This window comes from Pseudomonas sp. NFACC02 (assembly GCF_900110765.1).
Taxonomy (GTDB): Bacteria; Pseudomonadota; Gammaproteobacteria; order Pseudomonadales; family Pseudomonadaceae; genus Aquipseudomonas.
The window spans coordinates 14,524-39,913 of record NZ_FOEO01000005.1 but is presented as its reverse complement, the minus strand read 5'-3'; the positions used below and the strand labels follow the sequence as shown (position 1 = coordinate 39,913).

Sequence of the window (25,390 nt, the reverse complement as noted above, 5' to 3'; positions counted from 1 at the left end):
GAATGTGTCACGGATCACATGGCGCACTCCGCCCCGTTGCCATCACCAACGCGCCCCAAAAACACCAAGTTCATTCCTTAGTTCACGCTCATCCGTAACGCACGGGGTGAACCGGTTCACCTTTTTCATCTTTTATTCGAGCACGATAATGGGATCCAAAAAATCGCTGAAGCCCTTGTTACACAAGGCCTGCAGCGAAATCCATGTGTATCAGAATCGTAACTAATAGCACTCAGACATCATTGCGGTGTGTATCAAAAACGAGAAAAACTTGCCGTCTGTAGGAACTTTCCTACGTGAAATGGTGCCTGAGCTGACGCTACTGGCTAGACAATATTGATTTGCTAGCACCCCACTTTCACCTATTGTGCGGGGCGATTTCGTGATGCTGTCAGTCCGGGGTCGAACTTTCCGAACAGGTGTGCCGGTTGAGCAATACGTAGCCTTTCCCATTCCCCGGGTCGTTTTCCGGGAGGTTGTAGTGAAGGGTTCAAGGACGATGTATCGATGACTCAGACGTTTGATGTAGAAGCATTGGTCAAGCTGCGAAGCCAGACTCGGGCGATTTCCGATGTGCTCAAGGCGCAAGCTTCTGACTACCTCGCGACGCTGTCCTTGCTGATTCGTCCGCAGAACCTGTTTGGCGAATACCTGCAGGGCGCGCAACGCAGCAGCGGTCGTGAAACCCAGCATCACTTCAAGGAACTCAAAGCGCTGTACGACAGAATTGGGGCGGCGTCTCCGTTCCAGTTGGTCAGTGAACTGGAAGTGCCGCTGAACCTGATCAGCACCACGCCCGAGTTGTTTCCACTGGAATACGACAAGGTGCTGGAACAGAGCGGCCAGACCATTCGAATCACCAGCCCGACGCGCTGGGTAGTGGGCTTCAACTCATTCGACCTGGCGCAGTTCCGCAAGGTCATCAAAGACCCGAACCGCAGCAGCGCCGAGCTGTACCGCTTCGTCGTGCATTACCTGGTGCTGTTTTACTGCGTCAGCAAAGCACCGGGGCTGGGCCGCTTGTTCGAAGGGCTGCGGTTCCCGGTCAGTTTTGAGCGGTTGAAAGATTTCGGCGACCTGCCCTTCTGCGTGATCAGTTCGCCCGTGCGCTCGACCTTGCCGGATGACTCGGTCATCCGCAGCAGCACCCAGATTGCAGGCAACGCCAGCTTCGAGGAGTTGGTGGGCCACGACAGCATCATGGAAATGAAAGATGAGATCCGTCAGCGCCTGCTGATGACGATCGAAGGACTGTAACGCGGCCGGCTCATCGTCGGGCCGATACGCAAACGACTTGCAGCGAGCCACTCGCACAGGAGATCACGATGGCGAAGAAGGAAAGTACCCAGCACAAACTCGACCGCGTTCGCGCCCCTCGGGTCCATATCACCTACGACGTGGACATCGGCGACGCTCAGGAAAAGAAAGAGCTGCCCTTTGTCGTCGGCGTGCTGGGCGATTTCTCCGGCAATCCGCTGGAGCCTTTGCCAAAGCTCAAGGACCGCAAGTTTATCTTCATCGACCGTGACAACTTCAACGGCGTGCTCAAGGGCATCAAGCCGCGTCTGGCGTATCGGGTCGACAACACGCTGGCCAAGAACGGCACACAACTGGGCGTCGAGCTCAACTTCAACGCCCTGGAAGACTTCGAACCGCAGAACGTGGTCAAGCAGGTCGAGCCATTGCGCAAGCTGCTGGAGGTCCGCAACAAACTGGCCGACCTGCGCAACAAGATGGGCGGCAACGACAAGCTCGAAGAGCTGTTGATGGACGTGTTGCAGAACACCGAAAAGCTGAAAACGCTGGGCAAGGAATTCGGCCGTGAAGCCGCCGTTCCAGCCACCGATGCCAAAGAGTAAGCAGGAGCACGACGATGAACGATAAACAAACCGTGGCTCAGCAGGACGCCGATCTGGTTGAAGTGGAAAACTTCGCGCCCCAGTCGTCGCTGCTCGACAGCATCATTTCCGAAAGCCGTGTCGCCCGTTCGGAAACCGAACGTACCCGCACCCGCGACCTGATCGGTGAGCTGGTGGCCCAGGTTCTCGAAGGCGAGATGACGCCGAGCAAAGACCTGATCGCCGTGCTGGATGCGCGGATCGCCGAGATCGACTCCATGCTCTCCGAGCAGATGAACGAGATCATGCATGCCCGCGAATTTCAGCAGCTCGAGGCGTCCTGGCGCGGCCTGAAGTATCAGGTGGATCAGACCGAAACCAGCACCACGCTGAAGATTCATCTGCTCAATGCGTCGAAAAAAGACCTGGTGCGCGATCTCAAAGCGTCCTCCGAGTTCGACCAGAGCGCGCTGTTCAAGAAGATCTACGAGGAAGAGTACGGCACCTTCGGTGGCGCACCGTTCGGCATGCTGCTGGGCGATTACGAGTTCAACCGCAACCCCGAAGACATGTACCTGCTCGAAGAGATTTCCCATGTGGCCGCGGCTGCCCATGCGCCGTTCATTTCCGCGGCATCGCCTGAGCTGTTTGGCTGGGACTCGTTCACCGACATGTCGGGCCCGCGTGACCTGGCGAAGATTTTCGATACCGTCGAATACGCCAAGTGGAAGTCCTTCCGTAACTCCGAAGACTCTCGCTACGTCGGCCTGACCCTGCCCCACGTGCTGGGTCGTCTGCCGTATGGCCCGGATACCACGCCGGTCGAGGAATTCAACTTCGTCGAAAGCGTCGATGGTCGCGATCACAACAAGTACCTGTGGATGAACGCCGCCTATGCACTGGGCACGCGCGTTACCGATGCGTTCTCGCGTTATGGCTGGTGCGTGGCCATTCGTGGGGTCGAGGGCGGCGGTCTGGTGGAAGGTCTGCCGACGCATACGTTCAAGACCGACGATGGCGAAATCGCGCTCAAATGCCCGACTGAGATCGCGATCACCGACCGCCGTGAAAAAGAGCTGTCGGACCTGGGTTTCATTCCGCTGGTTCACTGCAAAGGCACCGACTACGCCGCGTTCTTCGGCACCCAGTCGACGCAGAAGCAGAAGCAGTACAACACCGATATCGCCAACGCCAACGCGCGGCTCTCGGCACAGCTGCAGTACATCTTCGCCACCTCGCGCATCGCCCACTACATGAAAGCGATCATGCGCGACAAGGTCGGCAGCTTTGCATCGCGCAAGGATGTCGAACTGTTCCTGAACAAATGGCTGTCCAGCTATGTGCTGCTCGACGACACCGCCAGCCAGGAGGCCAAGGCCAAATTCCCGCTGCGCGAAGCCCGTGCCGAAGTCTTCGAAGTGCCTGGCAAGCCTGGCGTGTACAAGGCCGTGACGTACCTGCGCCCTCACTATCAGCTGGACGAACTGACCGCGTCCCTGCGCCTGGTCGCAGAGTTGCCGCAATCCACACGCGGCTGATCGATGTCGTTGCCAGGGAGGCAATATGAGTAGCCAACACAAGCTGTTGCCGTCACTGCTGGACCGGTTGCTGGACGATCGTCCGCACCAGTCCATCGAAGCGTCGTCGCAGCGCCTGTGTTCGCTGGCTGATTACAAGGCCAGCATCGTCCGTGACCTGGAGATTCTGGTGAACACTCGCCAGTCTCTGGTCGCGGAAGAACTCGACGGCTTTGCCGAGCTGAGCGGCACGATCCTCGACTACGGCATGCCTGACTTCACCAGCAAAAGTGTGCTCGACCCGCAGGACCGACTGTTGATTCAGCGGCAACTGGAGAAAGCGATCTCGGTCGGCGACAGGCGCTTTCGCAGCGTCAAGGTGCAACTACTGGCACAACAAACCGGCCAACGCATGCTGACTTTCCGCGTGGACGCCGTACTGCGCCTGCAAGACATTTCGCGTCAGGTTTCCTTTGATGCGGTGCTGCAGGTCAACACCCAGGAATACAAAGTACAGAACCTCAACTGATGCTCGACGACCTGCTCCCCTATTACGAAAAGGAACTGTCGCACCTGCGCTTTCTGGGCCAGGAGTTCGCGAGCCAGTACCCGAAAATCGCTTCACGGTTGCTCATCGAGGGCGATAACTGTGAAGACCCGCATACCGAGCGTTTGATCGAGGCGTTTTCGTTTCTGGCGGCCCGCGTCCACAAGAAACTCGACGATGAGTTTCCGGAGATCGTCGAGTCGTTCCTTGAAGTGCTCTACCCGCACTACCTGCGTCCGACCCCGTCGATGTCCATCGTCGAGTTCAGCATGGGCACCCACGAGAAAGTCACCGAAGCCTATCGCGTCGCCCGCCATACCGAGATGCACGCCAACCCGGTGGACGGCGTGGTCTGCAAGTTTCGGACGTGCTACCCGGTGGAACTCTGGCCGATTGCGGTGCAGCAGGCCTCCTTCGTTGAAATGGAGCGTTCGGCGTTCAATGGTCATAGCGCCGACCTGGTCGCGCGTCTTCGCATCGGCCTGGGTACCACCGCCGATGCGCTGTTCGGGCAGATGGAACTGGACCGCCTGCGGTTTTTCCTCGATGGCGAAAGCACCCTGATGCTGCAGCTGTACGAGTTGCTGTTCAACAACCTGGCCAAAGCGACCCTCACGTTCGAGGATGAAGGCCGTACCCGGGAGGTCACCCTGCCGGCCGACGCGCTCAAAGCGGTCGGTTACGGGCTGGATGAAGGGCTGGTGGACTACTCGGAGCGTTCATTCCTGGGGTATCGCCTGCTGCATGAATACTTCACCTTTCCGGATAAGTTCATGTTCTTCGACCTGTCCGGTTTTGGCCGCATTCTGGCGGGCAAGGCGCTGGAAAAGATCGAGATCAATTTCTACTTTTCCGACTACGACCTGAGCGACCGCCTGGCGCGTCTGACGCAAAACATCGGGCGCAGCAACTTCAAGCTCAACTGCACGCCGATCATCAACCTGTTCCGGCAACAAGCCGAGCCGATCAAATTGACGCACGCCCAGCACGAATACGCGGTGGTGCCGGATGTTCGTCTGCAGGATTCAGCCGAGGTGGTGTCCATTGACCGTGTGCGCCGGGTCAAAAAGCTCGGTGGCATCGACCAGGTCGCCACCTGCCATCCTTTCTTCGAACCTCGCGCCGATCAGGGGTCGGGCAACAGTTTCTGGATCGCTCGACGTCGCCCGGTGCAAACCCAGCAAAGCGATGGCACCAACGTGTTCATTCGTGTGGTCGACCGTGATCTGGAACTGATCGATTCCAACAGCGACACGTTGAGTATTCGTCTGACGTGCAGCAACCGCGACGTGCCCTTGATGCTGCCGTTCGGCGGTGAGCGCGGGGATTTCAATATGCCCGCCAGCTCGGTGATCACGGACATCCGCTGCCTGCGCAAGCCCACTGCCTCGGTCCGCGTGCCGCTGGGCAACGGCCTGATCTGGCGCCTGATCTCGCACCTGTCGCTCAACCATATGTCGCTGGTGTCCAAAGGGCGCGAAGTCCTGCTGGAACTGCTCTCGCTGTACAACTACCGCAACACCTCGGCGATCCGTAAACAGATCAACGGCATCGTTTCGATCGCCAGCGAGCCGGTGGTGGCACGCATCGGTCATCCTCGTCCTAACTTCGTTCGCGGCGTCGGCATCAGCCTCACCTTCGATGAAAGCCAGTACACCGGCAGCGGCGTGTTTCTGTTCGGCATGGTCCTGGACCATTTCTTCGGTCAGTACTGCTCGATCAACAGTTTTACCCAATTAACCCTTCGCACCTTGCAGCGCGAAAAGAGAGTGGTCCAATGGCCCCCGCGAACCGGCGATCAACCCCTGGTCTGATCGACCAGGCACGGGCTGAGCCGCACCGATTCGAATTCTTTCAATTGGTGCGTTTGCTTCGCCTGCACTACAGCAGAAACGGACGCATGGACCTGCAAACGCGGCCGCATGAGGACCCGCTGCGCTTTCGTTCCCAGTTGTCGCTCAATTTTCCGGCAAGCGAAGTCAGCGACTTGAAGTTCGAGCACGAGGGCAACGTATCGGCGGCGGGACTGCCGCTGTCCCACGTGCAGGTCACGTTCATGGGGCTGGTCGGGCCGTCCGGGGTACTGCCGCGCCCGTACACCGAGCTGTTGATGGAGCGCCACATTCAGTATCGCGACGACGCCGCGCACGCGTTTCTCGACCTGTTCTCCCATCGCATGACCACGCTGTTTTATGAGGCGTGGCAAAAGTACAAGTTCTACATCGAGTACGAGCGCAACGGCAGCTCTAACTTCGACCGTTACTTGCTGAACCTGGTGGGCTTCGGCCCTCACGCGCAGAAACAGAAGTTCGGCAACGACGGCTCGCCGCTGCGCCGGGAACTGTTCAGCTATTTCTCAGGCCTGTTCGCGCAGAAGCCGCGCAACGCGCTGAACCTGCAAGTCATGCTCGGGTTTTATTTCTCGCTGCCATTCAAGGTCAAGCAGTTTGCCGGGCGCTGGCTAAAGCTCGATGCGAGCCAATGGACCCAGCTGGGCCGCAAAAATGCCGCCCTGGGGCAGAGCGCCGTGGCGGGCAACCGCGTCTGGGATTACCAGTCCTGCGTGCGCATCGAAATCGGCCCGTTGCAGCTCGTCGATTATCAGCGTTTCCAGCCTGGCACCGAGGACTTCCAGAAGCTGGTCGAACTGGTGCGTTTTTACGTCGGCGCGCAGCTGGACTTCCAGATTGCGCCGACCCTTGCGCGTGAAGCCGTGCCCCTCGCCCGCCTGGGCCGTGAGGGCAATGTCGCGCTGGGCTGGCTTGGCTGGCTCAAGCGCCCGGGCGTTGAGGTCGAGCCTGCCCGCTGTGCCGTTTTCCATATTCCTTTTGATGGGGTCTCCCTGTGAACCTGAAGTCGCTGTTCGCCAAGCTCAACGAAACCAGTCGCACAGCCACAGAAGCCGCTGCCGCCCTGTGCCTTTCCGAGCATCATTACGACGTCGAAGTCGAACACTTGCTGTTGCAGTTGCTGGAAGGCAACGACAACGATCTGCCGGCCATCCTGCGTCACTATGATGTCGTGCCTGAGCGCTTGCAGGCGCAGTTGGTGACCGCACTGGGCACCTTCAAAAAGGGCAACACCCGCACGCCCGCGCTGTCGCCACACATCACCCGCATGATCGAGCAGGCCTGGCTGTTGGCCTCGATCGAGTTCGGCCAGCGGCAGATTCGCACCGGTTACCTGATTCAGGCGTTGCTGGACGACGATGAGCTGCGCCGCGTCGTTGTCGGTTCGGCGGCCGAGCTTGAAAAAATCAACGCCGACGACCTGCGGGTCAATCTCGCGGCCCTGGTGGAAGGCAGCCCCGAGTCACGCCTGGCCCAACCCTTGGGCACGCAGGACAGCAGCGCCGCTCGACCGCTGGCGGGCAACGGCAAGACACCGGCTCTGGATCAGTACACCGTCAACCTGACGCAGAGCGCCCGTGAAGGCCGCATCGATCCGGTGCTGGGTCGTGAATTCGAAGTCCGGCAGATGGTGGACATTCTCACTCGCCGCCGGCAGAACAACCCGATCCTCACCGGCGAAGCGGGCGTTGGCAAAACAGCCGTCGTCGAAGGCCTGGCGCTGCGCATCGTGCAGGGCGACGTGCCTTCGGTGCTCAAGGACGTGGCGATCCACACGCTGGACCTGGGCTTGTTGCAGGCAGGCGCAGGCGTGAAGGGCGAATTCGAAAACCGCCTGAAGTCGGTCATCGAAGAAACCAAGCGCAGCCTGCACCCGATCATCCTGTTCATCGATGAAGCGCACACCCTGATTGGCTCGGGTGGCCAGGCCGGTCAGAACGACGCTGCCAACCTGCTCAAGCCGGCACTGGCCCGTGGCGAGTTGCGCACCATCGCGGCGACGACCTGGGCGGAATACAAAAAGTACTTCGAGAAGGACGCCGCCCTCGCCCGCCGCTTTCAAGTGGTGAAAGTCGAAGAGCCGGACGAAGACAAAGCCATTCACATGCTTCGCGGCCTGCTCGGCAAGATGCAGGAGCATCACAAGGTCACGGTGATGGACGAAGCGCTGGTGCAGGCCGTTCGCCTGTCCAATCGCTACATCACCGGACGCCAGTTGCCGGATAAGGCGGTCAGCGTCCTCGACACCGCCTGCGCGCGCGTGGCGTTGGCGCAGTCCGCCCAACCCGGTGCGCTGGAGGACTGCAAACGACTCATTGAAAACGTGCAGTCGGAAATCACGGTCCTGCAACAGGAAGCGTCCAGGGGCAGTGATCACGCGCGCCGTCTCGCGGCGCTCAACGATGAGTTGCAGGTGGCAACGCAACGCCGTGAAACACTGGAGCAACAATGGAAAAACGAGCTGGAGCTGGTCGAGAAGCTTGCCCGCGCCAGTGCCAGTGAAACGCCCGACGCCCATGCAATTGCTGCCCTGCGCGCCGAGCTGACGGCCGTTCAAGGCGAACAGCCTCTGGTCCATGCGTTGGTGGACGGCGGCACCATCGGTGAAGTGATTTCCGGGTGGACCGGGATTCCGCTGGGCAAAATGCTGCGCGATGAAATCGAAACCGTGCAGCGTCTGCCAGCCCTGCTCGGCGAACGCGTGCTGGGCCAGGACCATGCGCTGCTGGAGATCGGCAAACGCATCAAGATCTCCCGCGCGCGCATGGAAGACCCGAATAAACCCATTGGCGTGTTTCTGTTGCTGGGCCCAAGCGGCGTCGGCAAGACCGAAACCGCGCTGGCGCTGGCCGACACGCTGTACGGCGGTGAGCGCAATGTCATCACCATCAACATGTCCGAATACCAGGAGGCGCACACCGTTTCCAGCCTCAAAGGCTCGCCGCCGGGTTATGTCGGCTACGGTGAAGGCGGTGTCCTGACCGAAGCCGTGCGGCGCAAGCCCTACAGCGTCGTGCTGCTCGATGAGGTGGAGAAGGCGCACCCGGATGTGCTGGAGCTGTTTTTCCAGGTGTTCGACAAGGGTGTGCTGGACGACGGCGAAGGCCGCGAGATCAACTTCCGCAACACGGTGATCATCCTCACCTCCAACACTGGCACCGACCGGATCATGCAGTGGTGCCTGAACGCCTCCGATCAACCGAGCCCTGAAGAGATCGTCGAAGGCCTGCGTGACGAACTGAACCAGGTGTTCAAGCCGGCGTTTCTGGGCCGTCTGTCCATCGTCCCTTACTACCCGGTCAAGGACGCGATCCTGCAACGCATCGTGGCGCTGAAACTGGAACGTATCCGCAAGCGTTTCGAACGCAATCATCAAGCGGTGCTGGGTTACGACGAGGCGCTGGTGGAGGCCATCGCGGCGCGCTGCACGGAGGTCGACAGCGGCGCCCGCAACATCGACAACATTCTGTCCAGGACGCTCATGCCCGAACTTGCCCAGCACGTGCTGGAACGGATGGCTCAGGACAAACCGATCCAACGTCTGGACATTGAACTGGGCAGCGACGGCGACTTCGCTTACCGCCTGACCTGATTCGAGCATTCATAGGTAGCAGTCATGAAGATGCACAACACGCAACGTACCAGCGCAGGCTGGACAAGGGGCCTGACCGTTCTGGCCATGCTGATGGCGCTGACGGCCTGCGGCATCACCGACCGAGCCAGCAAGCGCGTGGACGACACCTGGGCAGGCGACATGCTGTTCGGTGACAAAGAGAACGTCATCCTGACGTCCGACGGCGGCAATCAGCTGAACCCGGACGAATCGGGCAAACCGCTCTCGGTCGTCTTGCGGGTGTATCAGCTCACGGCGCTGGAACGCTTTGCGTCGACCGACCCCGATTCACTGTGGGATGACCCGCAAAAAGCGCTCGGCAACACGTTGATCGACAGCCAGGAAATCACCCTGCTGCCCGGTATGGGTCAGAACAACCGGTGGCCGTTGAACAAGGCCGCCAGTTACGTCGGCGTGGCGGCTTTTTTCCGCTCGGAAGAAAAAAGCCGCTGGAAAGTCGCCTTCGACGCCAACTCGTTGCGCAAGGACGGCATCTGGTTTTCCTCGGACGGTTTACGCGTGCTGGTGGACAACAACCAGGTCCTGGCCGTGCGCGGTGATGACGTCCTCAACAAGCCGCCCACCGAAGCCCAACTGGCCAAGAGCAACACCATGCCTCAGGACCCGGTGAAACCGACCGTTACCCAGCAAGTGCAGGACGCCGTCGTGCAGAAAGCCGAAGCCACCGCAACCGATTCTGCGCAGAAGGGCATGCAGGCAAAATTCGATTCACTACTGGATGGTGCTCATGAGTAAGCAGAGCCGCGTGATGTGGTCTGAAGGCATGTTCCTTTTGCCGCAACATTTCCAGTATCAGGATGAGTTCCACCAGCATCAGCTGGCCGAGTCGACATTGCGCAACACCCCTTTTCACTGGGGCGTTCAAGTGCTGCAGATCGATGAGGAAGCGCTGGCCAATGGTTCGTTGCAGCTCAAACGACTGAAACTGGTATTCCCCGACGGGACCCTGTTCGACGCGCCGCAGCACGACCCGCTTCCTGCCGCACGCGATCTTCGAGAACTGCTCAAAGGCAACGATTTCAAGGTTTACGCGGCCTTGAAGCTGCCTGAGCCGTTCGGCCTGAATTACGTCGAGGACGGTCAGGAGCAGAAAGGCGCTCGACGTTTTCGCAAGCAATTCGACACCCTGCCCGACCTCAACGAGGGCGACCTGGAAAACGAGATCACCAGCCTGCGTCTGAACGTGGTGATGCTGATCGACGGCGACACGCTGGATGGCTACAGCTACTGCCCGGTCGCGCGGTTGTCCCGCAACAACATTGGCGGTTTCAATCTGGACACGCATTTCGTGCACCCGACGCTGCACCTGGGCAACCACGAAACCCTGATCGGCCTGGGCAAGCGTCTGCTCGGCGCCCTGCAATCCAAAAGCAAGGCGTTGTCGGGTCGTCGCCGGGAGCGCGCCGACCAGATCGCCGAGTTCGGCTCCAGCGATGTCACGCTGTTCTGGCTGCTCAACACCGTGAACCGCGCCTACCCGAACCTGGCCCACCTGCTCGCGCATCCGCGTCTGCACCCTGAGCGTTTGTACCTGTTTCTGGCGGAGCTGGCAGGCGGGCTGCTGACGTTCTCGCTGGACACCGAACTCAACGCCATTCCCGAGTACGACCATCACGACCCTGCCGCCTCTCTGGTCAAGCTGGACGAGATGATCCGGGTGCTGCTGGATAACGTGATTCCGAACCAGTGCATCATGATCAACCTGACCCAGACCAAACCGTCGTACTGGCAAGGGCAGTTGCATGACCCGCGTCTGGCCGAGGCGGATTTCTACATTTCCGTGCATGCCGACATGCCCGGTTCCAGCCTGCTGGAGCTGGTCCCGCGCGCGTTCAAAGTCGGCTCGCCGGAAGACATCGAAGTGGTCGTCAACAGCGCGATGCCGGGTGTCACCCTCAACCACTCCACGCGCCTGCCAAACGCCATCCCCGTGCGGCTGGATAACCACTATTTCTCCATCGAACCTCATGGTCGGGTCTACGAACGCATGATGAGTGCCCAAGCCATTTCCTTTTACGCACCCAGTGCCTTCACCAACCTCAAGCTTGAACTGATGGCGGTACTCAAATGAACGAAGCCGTGATGCAAGGCGCAACGAACGCCCCTGTCGCAAAACCTACCTTGAAAGATCTGGTGCAGGACTTCATCAGCATGGCGCTGATCGTACGTCGTGGTCGTCAGGTGACGTCGATCAGCGCCTTCGAAGCCAGCGTCGACGGTTTCTTCAACGCCCTGGAGCGCGACGCCCGCAGCGCCAATTACAGCGTCGATCAAGTCAAGGACACCCAGTACGCGTTGTGCGCCTTTCTGGACGAAAGCGTGTTGGGGTCGGGGGACAACGAGCTGCGTCGTCATTTCGAGCTGTCGCCGCTGCAGTTTCGCTATTTCGGCGTACACCTGGCCGGTCAGGGCTTCTTCGAGAAAATTGACGCGCTGCGTGCGGACGTCAAAACCAACCTCGATGTGCTGGAGGTGTACCACCTGTGCCTGGCACTGGGTTTTCAGGGCAAGTTCGGTCTGAGCGAACAGGATCAGTTGCGTTATCTGGCCAACACCCTCGGTCAGGACATTGCGCGTTATCGCAAAACGCCCAAATCACTGTCGCCCGATTGGGCGCTGCCTGATCAGGTCTCGCAGATGCTGCGACACGAAGTCCCGGTCTGGCTCTATCTGGCGCTGATCGCGCTGGTCTGCGTGGGTGTCTACCTGACGCTGGACTGGCTGCTGGGCAAAGACGTCGCCGCACTGTCAGATCACATCAGCCAACTGTTCAGTGCCTGAGCAATGGCCAGGTAACCGAGTCAGGAAGACATGAAAACACTCCTTCGTGCGTTAAAGAGCTTTTGGTTCCTCGTTATATCGCTATGGCTGGCCAGCCTGGTGGTTTGCTGGTTCGTCGCCCCTCGCCTGCAATGGTCGCGCGACCACATGCTCGAAACGATGTTAATCGTGAGCGCGTGCTATCTGTTGGTTATCGTGCTGCGCCAGTATCAGCGCATCCGCACCGAGCACAACCTGGAAAACCTGGTGCAGATCGAGGTTGACCGGTCGCTCACATCCAACAGTGAATTCCGCGACCAGCAGGTGCTCCGCGAGCGCCTCAAGCATGCGATCGCCATGTTGCGCGCCGACCGTTCTGCCGGAGGCGGCGGTTCTTCGGCCTTGTACGACCTGCCGTGGTATCTGGTCATCGGCATGTCGGCGGCGGGCAAGACCTCCCTGCTTACACGTTCCGGTCTGTCGGCCAGCATCGCCAGCAGTCAGAACGATAACGACAGCGGCACCCAACACTGCGACTGGTACTTCAGCCCCGAGGCGGTGCTGATCGACACGGCCGGGCGTTACCTGCGCGACGACCAGTCCGCGAGCGAATTCACCGCGTTTCTGCAGTTGCTGAAAAAGCAGCGCAAAAAGGCAGCGGTCAACGGCCTGGTCCTGGTCGTGAGCCTGCCCGAACTGCTGGCGGCCACGGCGCACGAACGCGCGCAGATGGCCACCCAGTTGGTGTCCCGAATTGAAGAATACGCCCGCTGCCTGGATGCCAATCCTCCGATTTACCTGATGCTGAGCAAGACCGACCAGTTGCCGGGCTTTAATCAGGCATTCGACGGGCTGGACCTGACCGAGCGTCAGCAGCCTCTGGGCATGACGTTCGGGCTGTCAGAGATACGCACCCACGGCCTGCGCGCGGTGCTCGACAGCAAGCTGGCGAACCTGCACAACGGCATCCAGCGGCACGTCGACGCCCAGATGATCAATCTGGGCTCGGACGCCAACAGTGCGTTGCTCAACTTCCCGAATTACTTTGCCGAACTGTCGGGCGTGCTAGAACAGTTTCTGGAGCACTTCACTCAGCCTGCCAGCCATGGCACACCGTTGTTGCTGCGCGGCCTGTATTTCACCAGTGCACTGCAGACCGATCAGCAACTGAGCCAGGTGTACGAGGATGATCTGGCCGAGTCGTTTGCCTTGCTTCCTGCCCAAGACAGCCCGGCAGTGGCCGACGCGCGTGGCAAAAAAATTGGTGATCGCAGCTACTTCATTACCGACACCTTCCGCCGCGTCATCTTCCCTGACCGCGACCTGACCCGCTATCAGTCCAGAACCGGGCGTGACACCTCACTGAGCCCTGCCGTGATCGCCCTCGCCGCGTTGGTCGGTCTGGCCTTCATCGGCTGGCAGGCGCTGGCGTTCCAGAACAACCGGCAGTGGATCGCCGCGCTGCAGCAGAAGATCGACAACCTGGACAACGCCCCTGATCGAGCTCAGCGCATGGCCGCCGGTGAGGGCCTGGAATTGCTCCGCGATGAACTGGCGCTGATCGAAAAACACCGCGTCAAGGGTGTGCCGTTGCAATTGGGCGCAGGGCTTTACCGGGGCGAGGACATTCACGCGGTCGCTCAGTCCGCCTACCTGCAGCAACTGCGTAGCCAAGCGTTGGAACCGGTCGCGCTGAAGCTGCAAATGCAAATGCGCGCGTTCAACGAATTCGCCAACGAAATGGACCCGCAGACCCCGCTCGCGCCGGGCAACAGCAAGGCAGCCGGGCAATCGAACAAAGGCCAGAAACCGATTGGCCGTGCTGTGCAGAGCCTCAATGCAGGCGCTGGCAAGCCGACCCTGAGCAGTATTCCACGCAGCGCTTCCGACGTCGGCAATCGCCTCAAAGGCGTGGCCAGGGGCGCTGCGAGCAAAACCCGCGACAGCGCGCTGGCCGATCTGCGCAACCCTGCGACGGCCAGCGATGCCGCCGAACTGTCGGCCACCACCGGCGGCCTGTCGTTGTCGGAAGAGATGCTGGGTCGTCTGGACGAGCAACAGGTGGCGTCGATCATCGAGTCCTACAACGCGCTCAAGCTGTACCTGATGTTGACGCAACCCGATGTGCATCCGGATCCAGAGTTCGTCAGCGCAGCACTGCCGGTGGCGTGGGCCAGCACGGCGACGGACGCTAGCCCGGTCAGCGATCAGGTGATCGAGGACAATGTGCCGATGTACGTGCAGTTGGTCAAAAACGGTCAGGCCCCTGCCCTGCCGCGCAACGAACAACTGGTGGAAAGCACGCGCAAGAGCCTGAAGTCCTTCATGATCTCAAGCTCCCTGGTGGACCGTGAATACCTGCGCCTGCAGCTGGAATCCAGCCGCCAGTTCCCGGCCATCAACCTCAACGATCTGGTGCCGTTACCGGGTCGCCAACTGTTGTATAGCGCCGAAGCAGTGCCTGCGATCTTTACCCGGCAAGGCTGGGAGGGTTTCGTCAAACCGGAGCTGATCAAACTGGTGTCGGGCAACCTGCGCAACGAATCCGACTGGGTGCTCGATGGTGAAGGCGGCGACAGCATCGTGCAGAAAGCCAACTTCATGCGCGAGTTCATGACGCGCTACAAGCGTGACTACGCACAGGCCTGGTACACCCTGCTCAACGGTGTCGGCGTGCGGCATTTCACCGACATGGCCAACGCAACAGAACAGCTGTCGTTACTGAGCGACGTACAGAACTCGCCCGTGAAGATCCTGCTGTCGGCGGTCAACGACAACACCCAGTGGGACCTGCCCGCGCCACGCGAGGCGCACCAGACCGGCAACGAACCCCCGGACACCTTCTGGAGCAAGGTCACCGGACTCTTCGACAGCCCGGATAAATCCCCGGCCACGTTACTCTCGCCGCTGCCGCCCGTTGACGATGGCAGCCTGGCGAAACGGTTCGAGCCAGTCTCGCGCGTGTTTGCCACGCAGAATGCCGAAGGCGCAGACAGCACGATCATGGATCGCTACCTGGCGGCCCTGCGCAAACTCAAGGTGCGGATGAACAACATCCAGCGCTCGCAGGACGTGGGCAAAAGCAGCAAACAGTTGATCAGCGAAACCCTGGAAGGCCAGCCGAGCGAGGTGACCAACGTGCGCAACTACGTTGAAACCACGGTCGATACCAGCCAGGGCGGATTGTCGGCCTCACTGCAAAGTCTGTTCAGCCTGCCGATCCAGTTCGCCTGGGAAACGTTGCGCGACCCGGCCGGTCAACAGATCGCCAAAGCCTGGGCTCAGCAGATTGCCAAGCCGTGGGAACAAGTCATGGCCCACCGTTACCCGATCGCCGCGGGCAGTCGCAACGAGGCATCGGTCAAGGACCTGCAGCGGTTCGTCGACCCCGAGTCGGGCTTGCTCCCCAACTTCAAGCGCAACGAAATCGGCAACCTGTCGGGCGGCGAAGGCTTGGGCATGAGCAGCAGCGCCAAGGCCGCTCCGCTGGTCAACCCGAACATGGTCAGCAGCATCGACAAGGCCAGTTCGCTGGGCGAGGTCATTGCCAGCCTGTCCGACAAGGAAAACGGTTTCGAGATCATGCTGGAGCCGTCGGCCAACTTCACCGACATCATCTTCACCCTCGATGGTCAGGAGCAGCACTACCGTAACGGCAAGACCAGCTGGAGCCGCTTCTCCTGGCCAGGCACCACCACCGCACCCGGCGCTCGTCTGGACGTGGTGACGCTGACGGGCGAGCGCGTCACCGTGTTCGATTACCCGGGACGCTGGGGCCTGCTGCGCATGAACGACAGCGCCCGCGTGGTCGATCTGGACGGCATTCAGCAACGTTTCAGTTGGACCACTGCCAACGGACTGGTGAGCCTGACCGTGCGCAACTACGGCGGCGTCAAATTGACCGACCTGGCCAACGTCAAGGCGCTCAGCGCGCTGAACGCGCCGGTCAGCGTGGCGGACGGACGAAGCAAGTGAAGCACTCAGCCCTGCACCCAAGGAGCGACCAATGATCGGCTGCTTCGGGAAAATACCGGCCAGCGCCGACTTCGTCAGCTTGCATGGCGCCGCTGACGAGGTCCGCGAGTTCGACGGCTGGCTTCAGGACTCGCTGGCGGCGATTCATCCGCGCGACGACTGGCGCGCGCTGTTCGACCGTCTGCCGCTGTGCTTTTTCTCCTACCGGGCGCGCTCCGGGAACTGGCTGCTGGGCGGCCTGATCAGCTCGATGGACGCCAGTCAGCGTCGCTATCCGTTCTTTATTTTCCAGAGCGTGAAGGCCCTGGAAAATGAACGCCTGATCAACCCGTTCACGTTAAGCGAACTGTTCTGTGCCCAGATCAAATCGCTGTTGCATCTGGGTGTTCAGGGAGAACAGCCGGCGCTTCTGTTCGACAAGATCAAGGCGCTGCGCCCCTTGCAAGGTCAGGACTTCGCGCTGTTTCGCCAGGTTCACGAAAAGTTTCTGCGCAACTTCAACCTGCGGGACATCGCCGATGCGCTGAAAAGCTCGTACCCGGAGTTCATCACCCCTGCGGTGCTGACCAGGCTCTCTGCGTTGCGTCGTCCGTTGCGGCATGCGGATGCACCGAGCATTTGCCTGCCTCTCCCTGCAGAACGGGGATTGAAGAACCCGACCGCCGACCTGTGGGTCGACTGGCTGACACGAATGAATGCACAGCGCGTGTCGCCGCAGGTCAGCGTGCTGGCGGACGACTTCATGCGGCCGAAACTGTTCTGCTTCCCCTCCCGAAGCACCCACGGCCTGTACGCCGTGCTGACCGGCAACAGCGACCACACCCAAAACTATGACGTGCTGGGCAATTTCGCGACGTTCGATGAGCACCATCAGCCGCCGGAATTTCCCAGCCTCGAACGCCCTCTCTTTGACGTCATCGACCGCTTTGTCGACGCGCCGGACACGAAGTCTGTATGAACAAGATCAAATATTACTTCTTGCGTTACCAGCCCTACGTTTTGGGGGTTTGCTTCTTCCTGACTCTGTTCCTGGTCTGGGCCCTGGGTCGCGCGCTGGGCTTCGACTCGCTGCGCAGTCTGCTGGCAGGCATCGGCCTGTTCCTGCTGCTGTCGGCGGGTTATGTATTGCTGCTGTATCGGGGCGCTTCCCGGCACCACAATCTGGAGGGGTTACTGCGCGACGACGCCGACCAGGCCGTGCTGAACGCCAGCCCCGCCGACCGCGAAGAGGTCAGCCTGCTGCGTGAACGCCTGTTGCAGAGCATCGACCGCCTGCACAGCAACAAGCCCCGCGGCACCGCGAGCAAGGACGCGCTGTATGCGTTGCCGTGGTACCTGGTGGTCGGCCAGCCTGCGGCCGGTAAAAGCACCATGCTGTACCAGTCCGGCCTGAACTTCCCTTATGCCGAACGTGAAGGCGTTCGGGTCGCGGGGCTGGGCGGGACACGCAACTGCGACTGGTTTTTCAGCTCCGAAGCGGTCCTTCTCGACACGGCCGGGCGGTACATGAACAACCAGGAGGAAGCGGGCAAATGGCGCGCCTTCCTGCAACTGCTGCGTCAGCATCGTCAGCGGCGTCCGCTCAACGGCCTGATCGTCACTGTCAGCATTCACGACATTTTGCAGGCCTCGCTGGAAGATCAGGAACGACTGGCGAAACGTCTGCGCGAGCGCATTCAGGAAACCCACTCGCTGCTGGAAGTGCGTCTGCCGGTGTACCTGGTGTTCACCAAGTGCGACCTGGTGCCCGGCTTCAGCGCGTTCTACCGTCGGCTCGATGAAGTGGCACGCGGCGAGGTGATGGGCAAAACGTTCACGCACAAGGATTACGAAACCGCCGATTGGGGTCAGCGTTTTGGCGTGGCCATGGACGAGCTCACCCAGTATTGGCAAAGCGTGGCCAGCCAGCAGCTGGTGATGCAGGACATTCAGATTACCCGTCAGGACCCGGCCGTTTACCGCTTCCCGCTGGAGCTGGCCGCGCTCAAACCGCGGATGCAACTGTTCGTCGACGCCCTGCTGCGCGCCAACCCCTATCAAAGTGCAGAGTTGCTGCGCGGGTTCTATTTCACCAGTGCGCTGGACGCCGATGCGCCGGAGTTGGGCGGTCATGCCCGGCAGGTCAGCGAACGCTTTCACCTTGAAGCCGAGCACCTGTCGGTCAATGGCAACGCGCAGCCGCAACCGCTGTTCATCAACAGCCTGTTCCGCAAGGTCATCATTCCGGACCAGCATCTGGTCGCGTTGTACACCACCAACTTCCGCGAGCGTCGGCGCAAGGCCGCGTGGGTGGGCGGCGCCAGCCTGGTCGCACTGCTGCTGTGCAGTCTATGGGGCTGGTCGTACTGGAACAACAAGACCGAGATCGAAACGCTGTCCACGCAACTGACGGCAGCGGCGGCTCAGGACAAGGCAGCACCGCAACAGTACACGTCCTGGCAAACCCTCGACCGCTTGCGTTTCTGGACCGCGGACTACTACGCCCGGCATCACGATCAGGGTGTGCCGTTGCGTCTGCGCCTGGGCCTTTACCAAGGCTACAAAGTCGAACCGGTACTGCGGGAACGCTACTTCGGGCGGCTCGAAACCGTAATGCTCAAACCGACGGCAGATAATCTGACGCGTTCGCTGTACCTGCTGACCACCATCAAGGTCTACCAACGCAACGCCAAGGACCTGCTGCCCGTGACCGGGGTCGACAGCGTCGAGCCGCGTGCCCTGCCCGCCGACAACCGCGCTCAATCGATTGCCGAGTTCGGCAAGGCCACGCTGGAGACCTATGTGATGCTCTCGCGCTCACAACGGGAAAAGGCCGACCCTGCCTTCCTCAAAGCCAGGATTCCTGATTACTGGTACCCGGCCATCGCTCGTCAGACCGGCAAGAACATGACCGCCGCCGCTGCCGCTCCCGATTCGGGCTCTGACTATGAACTGGCCAGCCGTCAGGTGAACTTCTACAGCGACCAGATCCACGAGCCCGATGTGCCGAGGATTCTGGACAACGCGTTCCTGGTCTCCAGTTCACGCAATTACATCAACAGCCTGCTGTCGCAATCGCTGCGCTCGATCGAGACCATCACCCTTGAATCGGACACGCTGTTCGCGTTTGCCCGGGCCGACTTCCAGAGCCTGAAAACCGAGGGCCAGAGTCAGTTGAGCGCCATTGCCGGCAAGCTGTTGAGCACGCCCAACATCGGCAAGATCATCATCGCCGGGCACGCCGACCAGTTGGGTGATCCGCAAAGCAACCTTCAGGTTTCCAGGCAACGCGCGCAGACCATCAAAACCTACCTGGTCGGCAAGGGCGTGCCCGCCGAGCTGGTCGAGGCCGTGGGCGAAGGCAGCGAGAAGCCGTTGGTCAAATGCGACATGCAACTGCCCCGAGCACAGCTGATTCAATGCCTGGAGCCCAATCGGCGAGTAGAAATCGAGGTGCGCGCCCTCAACTGAGGACGCGGATCACCTGCAAGAAACCGGCGCCTGAGCCTCTGCGTGCGGAGGCTGAGGCAGCGGCAACCGACCTCTCTTGAATGATCAAGAAGGTCAAATCGAGGGGCTGCGGTCTGGCCGCAGGTAAGGCAAGCCCTTAAATGTAGAAAATGGAGAAGTAAGAAATGGCATTTGACGCATATATTCAGATCGACGGTATTCCCGGTGAAGTGCTGGACGACAAGCACAAAGACTGGATTGAAGTGTTGGGCTATGAGTACGGCGCGACTCAAGCCACTTCCGCGACCGCAAGCTCCTCGGGCGGTGCGTCGTCCGAGCGCGTTGCACTGAGCGATTTCAGCATTCGCAAGGCGGTCGACAAGGCCTCGGCGAAGCTGTTCGAAGCCTGCTGCAAAGGCACGCACATCGCCAAGGTCCAACTGAACGTCAACCGTGCGGGCGGCGACAAGCTGACCTACCTCACGATCAACCTGGAAGAGGTGGTCGTGTCGTCGGTCAAAGCCATCGCTGGCGGCAACCAGGACGGTGAAGACAAGGCCGTGAGCGACCTGCCGATCGAAGAGATCAGCTTCAACTTCGCGCGCATCAAAACCACCTACACCCAACAGAGCCGTGCCGACGGCCAGGGTGGCGGTAACGTCACGGGCGGCTGGGACCGCACCGCCAACAAGGTTTTTGCGTGATCGCGTAAGCACCAGGGACCGTCGCCCTTGGCGATGGTCCGTATTCGACACCATGCCGACCTCCTCGGCGTGGTGTTCTTTTTGTAAATACCCGAGTTGACCATGTCTGAATTTCTCAACGACCTCTCACTGACCGAACTGACAGCGCCGATCAATGGAGGCAGCGGCGAAGACCTGAGCTTTTCCACGCTGTTCGATAACGTCAAAGAGGCTCGTCGGGCAGACCCGGATTACCTGACCCAGGGTGACTGGCAGACCGATCTGAAATCATCGGATTGGGACCTGACGATCACGCTGGCCGCACAGGGCCTTGCTCAGCAGAGCAAAGACCTGATGCTCGTGGCCTGGCTCAGTGAAGCCTTGGCGCACAAATACCATTTCGTGGGGATCACCTTCGGTCTCACCTTGGCCGAGCGGATCCTGCAGCGGTTCTGGGACGACCTCTATCCGTCCCTCGATGAAGGCCTGGAAGAGCGCGCCGCGCGGCTGGCCTGGCTTAAAACCACGCTGGCCGATGTGGTGGGCGGGCTGCCGATCACCCAGGGAGACCACTTCGGTGTGTTGCGCTATGACGAATCCCGTCACATCGAAAACCTTGCACTGCAGAACCCGCAAGCGATGCGCATCGCGCTGGACGAAGGAAAGATCAACGCCGAAATCTTCCAGCGCTCGGTGGTCCTGACCGACACCGAGCATTTCGTGCGCAAAGCGGCTGAAATCAACGACAGCCTGCACGCCTGCCGTCAGTTGCAGGCGACAGCCGATCAGTTGTTCGGCCACGAAGCGCCCAGTTTCGCGGCCTTGATTGAAATCCTGTCCCGTGCCGCGCAACTGGCCGAGAAGCTGCTCAAGGATCGGGGCGTCGAACTTAACGTCCCTGAGCCGCTGGCGTCTTCCGAGCCTGCGCCGCAAGCGAACGATCCCCAGCCTGCAGGTCCCACGATGACGACGACCGCCAAAGACACCGCTCCGGCCCCGCTGCGCACCACCCCGCTGACCCGCGACGAGGCGTTCACCCTGCTGGCGGGCGTCGCGCAATTCTTCAAACAGACCGAACCCCAGAGCCCGGTGCCCTACCTGATCGAACGCGCGATCAAATGGGGCAACATGCCCCTTGAAGGCTGGCTGAAGGATGTCATCAAGGACGGCAACGTCATCGACAGTATTCGTGACGTGCTGGGGACGAAAGAAACGAAGTCCTGATCGGACATAAGCAGGTGTGAGCGTGCTTGCGAAGACGGTCAGTCTGTGAGATCGATGGTGAATGACGGACCGCATTCGCAGCCCTCGTAACCTCGGACGGCTCCCACAGGGACCTCGTCGTGTCAAAGAAATGAGAACGACGCCGATACTGTGCCGGCTGGCGAAAGCAGTGGGTCATCAACCTCTATGGTGCCTGATCCACTGCATTCGCGGCCCTCGTAACCTCGGACGGCTCCTACAGTGACCGCGTCGTACCGAAGATTTGCGCCAAACACAAAACCTGTGGGAGCCGGCTTGCTGGCGAATGCGGTGGGTCAGCACCCTCAACAGTGACTGACACACCGCATTCGTCCGAGTACGGCCCATACCCTCGTAACCTCCGAGGGTGCCTACAGTGATCGCAACCCCTGCGCCGCCGACAACAAACCCCGAAACTTTGTGTAGCGCTCGCGCAATACCGGTTGGACGGCCGGCTGCGGCCGGTACCGCGCCTTGACCGGCATGCCTTTCTCTAACAGATCGCTGCCCTGCCCGATGGCCAAAAATCCAAGTTTGGCCGCGCCGATGCACGCGCTCAGTTCGCTGCCCTGCAAGGTGTACACCTCGCGGTCGAGAATGTTCGCCAGCAGTTGTGCCCAATATTCACTGCGCGCGCCGCCGCCGACCAGTGCGCAGCCGTTGATCGTCGCCCCGGCTGACAGCACCGCATTCATGGCATCCAGCAAACCAAAACCGACGCCTTCGAGCACCGCGTACGCCAACATCGCAGGCGTGCTGTCGTGCCCCAGGTTCATGAAGCCACCGCGTAACAGCGGGTCGTTGTGGGGTGTCCGCTCGCCCGCCAGATAGGGCAAGAACAGAGGGTTAGAGACGGTAACCGGTTGATCCACAGGCAGTGCCGCTTCCATCAGCGTCAGCAGGGTCTGCTCATCGGGTTGGCCGAGCAAGCGGGTGACCCAGCGCAGGCAACTGGCGCCAGCCAGCATCGCCCCCATGGTGTACCAGCGCCCCGGCAGTGCATGACAGAAACTGTGCACGACCCTCGCCGGGTTGCCGGCGGCGTGGTCAGTGATGGCGACGATGGCGGCACTGGTGCCCAGGGTGACGAACGCATCGCCCGCGTTGATCGCGCCAATGCCGACCGCCGACACCGGGTTGTCACCGCCGCCCGCAGCCACAGGTAAATCTATCGGCAAGCCCAACACCTGCGCAGCTTCGGCGCTCAAGCCTCCAGCCCGTTGATCGGCCTCCAGCACCGTTGGCATCCGGGCACGCGTCAAACCGGTGGCCTGCAGCATGGGTTCGTGCCATGCACGGCTGGCCACGTCTAGCCAAAGTGTCCCCGCCGCATCCGACATGTCGCTGAAGCGTTCGCCGGTCAGCAGCAGACGCAGGTAATCCTTGGGTGACAGCACGCAATCGATCTGCCCGAACATCTGCGGCGCGTGCTGTTGTAGCCAGAGCAGCTTTGGCGCCGTCAAGCCAGCCATCGCCAGGCTGCCGGTGGCCTGTGCGTAGTCAGGAAATTCGCGATTCAATTGTTCGGCCTGAGTCACGGCGCGCGAATCGTCCCAGAGGATCGCCGGATACAGGACGTGATCATGAGCGTCGAGCAACACCGCACCGTGCATTTGCCCGGAAAGCCCGACGCAGGCGACGCGCGCCCACGCCGCAGGATGCTCGGCGCGCAATTGCCCGAGCGCCGCCAGACAGGCTTGCCACCAGTGTTCAGGGTTTTGTTCCGACCAACCGGATTGCCGGCGCGAAACACTCAGCCGCGCACCCGCCTGGGCCAGCACCACGCCCTGCGCGTCGAGCAATATGGCTTTGAGCTCCGAGGTGCCCAGATCGATGCCCAGAGAGACAGCTTCACTCATCACGTTTCTGTTCCTGTCAGCAGCCGCCTCAAGGGCATCCGCAAGAATTTCGTAGGCGCAACGTCGCGGCCAGACGCTCCGCCTTTAAAGGTCCATCGGGATGGTCGATGCGTTGCAAGAGTAACTGCACCGCCCGCGCGCCCAGCGCCTGCACGGGTTGCGCGATCACGCTCAAACGGGGGAGGAAAAAATCCGCCCAGTCGAAATCATCGAACCCCACCAGCGCCATCTGTTCCGGCACTGCGATCTTCGCGTCCCGCAACGCATGCATCGCCCCAATGGTCATCAGGTTGTTGGCCGCCATGATCGCACTCGGCGGCGCGGCCAGCTTCAACAGTCGCTGTGCCGCGAGCCGTGCCGATTGACTGTTGGATTCGCCGTTGACCAATAACGCCTCATCGAACGCCAGGCCTGCGTCGGCCAGCGCCTGACGGTATCCCTCAATGCGCTCTTCGGTGGTGCTCAACCCACGGTGCCCGGCAATCATGCCGATGCGCCGGTGGCCGTGGCTTATCAAATGCGCCACCAACTCACGGGTTGATTGCAGGTTCTCCACGCCCACCTGATCGAAACCTCCGGTGGCCATGCGGTCCACCAGCACCGTCGGAATCGCATTGGCCTGCAGATAGTCCAACGCCGCATGTTGCGGATCGCTGGAGGGGGCAAGCAGGATGCCGTCGACCCGGCGGTGGTGCAGCGCCTTGACCACGTGCAGTTCCTGCTCGGCATCATCGTGGGTGTCGACGAACAGCATCATGATGCCGTGGCGCGCGCATTCGGTTTCGATGGCGTGAACGGTCTCGCTGAAGTAGTGGTTGGACAGCGCCGAAATCGCCACGCCAATGGTATGGGTGCGCGAGCGAGCCAGCGAGCGGGCCAGCGTGTTGGGGATATACCCCAACTCGCGAACCGCCTGCTGCACCGCGTCCACGGTCTCCGGGCTGACCTTGCGCGTGCCATTGAGCACATGGGACACCGTCGACGTCGATACCCGGGCCCGTCGCGCCACATCCTCCATCTTGACCACTGTATTCACTCTCTCGGCGACGTGTCTGGTTCAGCGCTTAGTGCTTGCTCGACCACCCGGTGTAGGAACCGATGTTGTCGCGGGTGATCAGTTTCGGCGTGAGCTGAGTCACCGCTTCAGCCGGTTTCTTGTCATTGAGCAGATCGTTGCCGATGATCACCGCCTGCTGCGCCATCGCCCAAGGGTCCTGACTGGCGGAGGCCTGTATCAACGAGTCGGATTTGAGCGCGTGTTCGATGTCCGGGGCGCCGTCCACCGACGTGATGATGATGCCGCTGCGTTTCAGTTGCCTGGCCGCCAGATCACTGCCAATGGCTTGTGGGTCATTGATCGCGAACAGCCCGTCGATTTTCGGGAAGCGCGTCAGGTAACCCTGCATGGCGTTCAGGCCGCCGTCGCGCGAGCCCTTGGCATCCTGATCGTCCGACAGCACCTTGATGTCCGGCGCAGCGGCGAAGGCTGATTTACAGCCGGTCACACGGTCGGTCACGGCAGTGACCTGAGGACCGTTCTCGATGATCACGTTCCCCTTGCCCGAGAGTTTGTCGACGATGAACTGGCAGGCCAGTTTCCCAGCCTCGACGTTGTCGGTCTGGACCGTTGCATCAACGCCCGCCGCGCTCACGTCCACGGCAACCACTTTGATGCCGGCCGCCTGAGCCTTTTTGATCGCTGAGGCAATCGCTTTTGGATCGACCGCGTTGATCAGGATCAGGTCCACCCCGGCGGCGATGAAGTTGTCGATCTGGGAGAACTGCTTGCTCAGGTCATAGTCGGCGGACACCGACGTCACTTTGACGTTGGGGTTGATCTCCAGCGCCTTGGCCTTGGCACCGTCGGCCAGGGTCACGAAGTAAGGATTGCCCAACGACCCCAGACTGATGCCGACCGATTTCAGTTCACGGGCTTCAACGCCTTGCGCCAACAGCGCGGCCAGGCAAAGGGAGACGACAGCAGGGAATTTGCGTTTGAAGTTCATGATTTCTCTCTTGTGATTATTGTCAGAGCCAGTGTTTGAAACGCGTCACG

General features: G+C 60.7%; 18 protein-coding genes. 15 read left to right on the top strand and 3 right to left on the bottom strand.

All coding sequences use genetic code 11. The annotated features are described in order from the left end of the window. Nucleotides 1-507 precede the first annotated feature (507 nt). The 15 genes from BMY73_RS06300 to tssA all read left to right on the top strand — a co-directional run bounded on the left by BMY73_RS06300 (nt 508) and on the right by tssA (nt 21,457). The gene (locus BMY73_RS06300; RefSeq protein WP_092405846.1) at nt 508-1,257 is read left to right on the top strand and encodes a hypothetical protein; all 750 of its coding nucleotides are present in this window, start codon (nt 508-510) and stop codon (nt 1,255-1,257) included. 68 nt (nt 1,258-1,325) lie between these two features. Then, a complete protein-coding gene (gene tssB / locus BMY73_RS06295; protein WP_062387737.1) occupies nt 1,326-1,859 on the top strand; it encodes a type VI secretion system contractile sheath small subunit in 534 nt (177 codons plus the stop codon). Between the two features lie 14 nt (nt 1,860-1,873). Beyond that, nucleotides 1,874-3,376 carry a type VI secretion system contractile sheath large subunit gene (gene tssC / locus BMY73_RS06290; protein WP_062387739.1) on the top strand — a complete coding sequence of 501 codons (1,503 nt, stop codon included), beginning with the start codon at nt 1,874-1,876 and terminating at the stop codon, nt 3,374-3,376. Between the two features lie 25 nt (nt 3,377-3,401). Further along, complete coding sequence (tssE, locus tag BMY73_RS06285; RefSeq protein WP_062387742.1) at nt 3,402-3,884, top strand: type VI secretion system baseplate subunit TssE; 483 nt, start codon at nt 3,402-3,404, stop codon at nt 3,882-3,884. Next, complete coding sequence (tssF, locus tag BMY73_RS06280) at nt 3,884-5,716, top strand: type VI secretion system baseplate subunit TssF (protein WP_062387745.1); 1,833 nt, start codon at nt 3,884-3,886, stop codon at nt 5,714-5,716. Before tssE ends, tssF begins: the two co-directional genes overlap by 1 nt. Then, complete coding sequence (gene tssG / locus BMY73_RS06275) at nt 5,680-6,750, top strand: type VI secretion system baseplate subunit TssG (RefSeq protein ID WP_092405844.1); 1,071 nt, start codon at nt 5,680-5,682, stop codon at nt 6,748-6,750. The genes tssF and tssG overlap by 37 nt, the downstream gene beginning before the upstream one ends. After that, nucleotides 6,747-9,344: a type VI secretion system ATPase TssH gene (gene tssH / locus BMY73_RS06270; protein ID WP_092405842.1), complete on the top strand. Its 2,598-nt coding sequence runs from the start codon at nt 6,747-6,749 to the stop codon at nt 9,342-9,344. Before tssG ends, tssH begins: the two co-directional genes overlap by 4 nt. Before the next feature lie 24 nt (nt 9,345-9,368). Further along, nucleotides 9,369-10,121 carry a type VI secretion system lipoprotein TssJ gene (gene tssJ / locus BMY73_RS06265; RefSeq protein ID WP_139214115.1) on the top strand — a complete coding sequence of 251 codons (753 nt, stop codon included), beginning with the start codon at nt 9,369-9,371 and terminating at the stop codon, nt 10,119-10,121. Then, a complete protein-coding gene (gene tssK, locus BMY73_RS06260) occupies nt 10,114-11,457 on the top strand; it encodes a type VI secretion system baseplate subunit TssK (protein WP_092405840.1) in 1,344 nt (447 codons plus the stop codon). The genes tssJ and tssK overlap by 8 nt, the downstream gene beginning before the upstream one ends. Then, nucleotides 11,454-12,167 carry a type IVB secretion system protein IcmH/DotU gene (gene icmH, locus BMY73_RS06255; RefSeq protein ID WP_062387757.1) on the top strand — a complete coding sequence of 238 codons (714 nt, stop codon included), beginning with the start codon at nt 11,454-11,456 and terminating at the stop codon, nt 12,165-12,167. Before tssK ends, icmH begins: the two co-directional genes overlap by 4 nt. A 30-nt stretch (nt 12,168-12,197) precedes the next feature. Further along, on the top strand, nt 12,198-16,121 hold the full coding sequence (locus BMY73_RS06250) for a type VI secretion protein IcmF/TssM N-terminal domain-containing protein (RefSeq protein ID WP_092405838.1): 3,924 nt from the start codon (nt 12,198-12,200) through the stop codon (nt 16,119-16,121). 31 nt (nt 16,122-16,152) lie between these two features. Continuing rightward, the gene (gene tagF, locus BMY73_RS06245) at nt 16,153-17,079 is read left to right on the top strand and encodes a type VI secretion system-associated protein TagF (protein WP_062387763.1); all 927 of its coding nucleotides are present in this window, start codon (nt 16,153-16,155) and stop codon (nt 17,077-17,079) included. Beyond that, nucleotides 17,076-19,571 (top strand): type VI secretion system membrane subunit TssM, encoded by a 2,496-nt coding sequence (gene tssM, locus BMY73_RS06240; protein WP_092405836.1) that lies wholly within the window; start codon nt 17,076-17,078, stop codon nt 19,569-19,571. Before tagF ends, tssM begins: the two co-directional genes overlap by 4 nt. 164 nt (nt 19,572-19,735) lie before the next feature. After that, nucleotides 19,736-20,254, top strand: coding sequence for an Hcp family type VI secretion system effector (locus BMY73_RS06235; protein ID WP_062387770.1), 519 nt, complete (start codon nt 19,736-19,738; stop codon nt 20,252-20,254). Between the two features lie 102 nt (nt 20,255-20,356). Further along, nucleotides 20,357-21,457, top strand: a complete 1,101-nt coding sequence (gene tssA / locus BMY73_RS06230; RefSeq protein ID WP_092405834.1) for a type VI secretion system protein TssA — start codon at nt 20,357-20,359, stop codon at nt 21,455-21,457. Nucleotides 21,458-21,846: 389 nt separating this feature from the next. Here the strand turns inward: tssA and xylB are convergent, their stop codons facing one another. Genes xylB through BMY73_RS06215 form a run of 3 tightly spaced genes read right to left on the bottom strand, consistent with a single transcriptional unit; the run spans nt 21,847 to nt 25,340 of the window. Then, the gene (gene xylB, locus BMY73_RS06225; protein WP_092405832.1) at nt 21,847-23,334 is read right to left on the bottom strand and encodes a xylulokinase; all 1,488 of its coding nucleotides are present in this window, start codon (nt 23,332-23,334) and stop codon (nt 21,847-21,849) included. A gap of 28 nt (nt 23,335-23,362) precedes the next feature. Then, nucleotides 23,363-24,361 (bottom strand): LacI family DNA-binding transcriptional regulator, encoded by a 999-nt coding sequence (locus BMY73_RS06220; protein ID WP_092405830.1) that lies wholly within the window; start codon nt 24,359-24,361, stop codon nt 23,363-23,365. 37 nt (nt 24,362-24,398) lie between these two features. Then, entirely contained in the window at nt 24,399-25,340 is a 942-nt protein-coding gene (locus tag BMY73_RS06215; RefSeq protein WP_092405828.1) for an ABC transporter substrate-binding protein, read from the bottom strand. Nucleotides 25,341-25,390 lie beyond the last annotated feature (50 nt).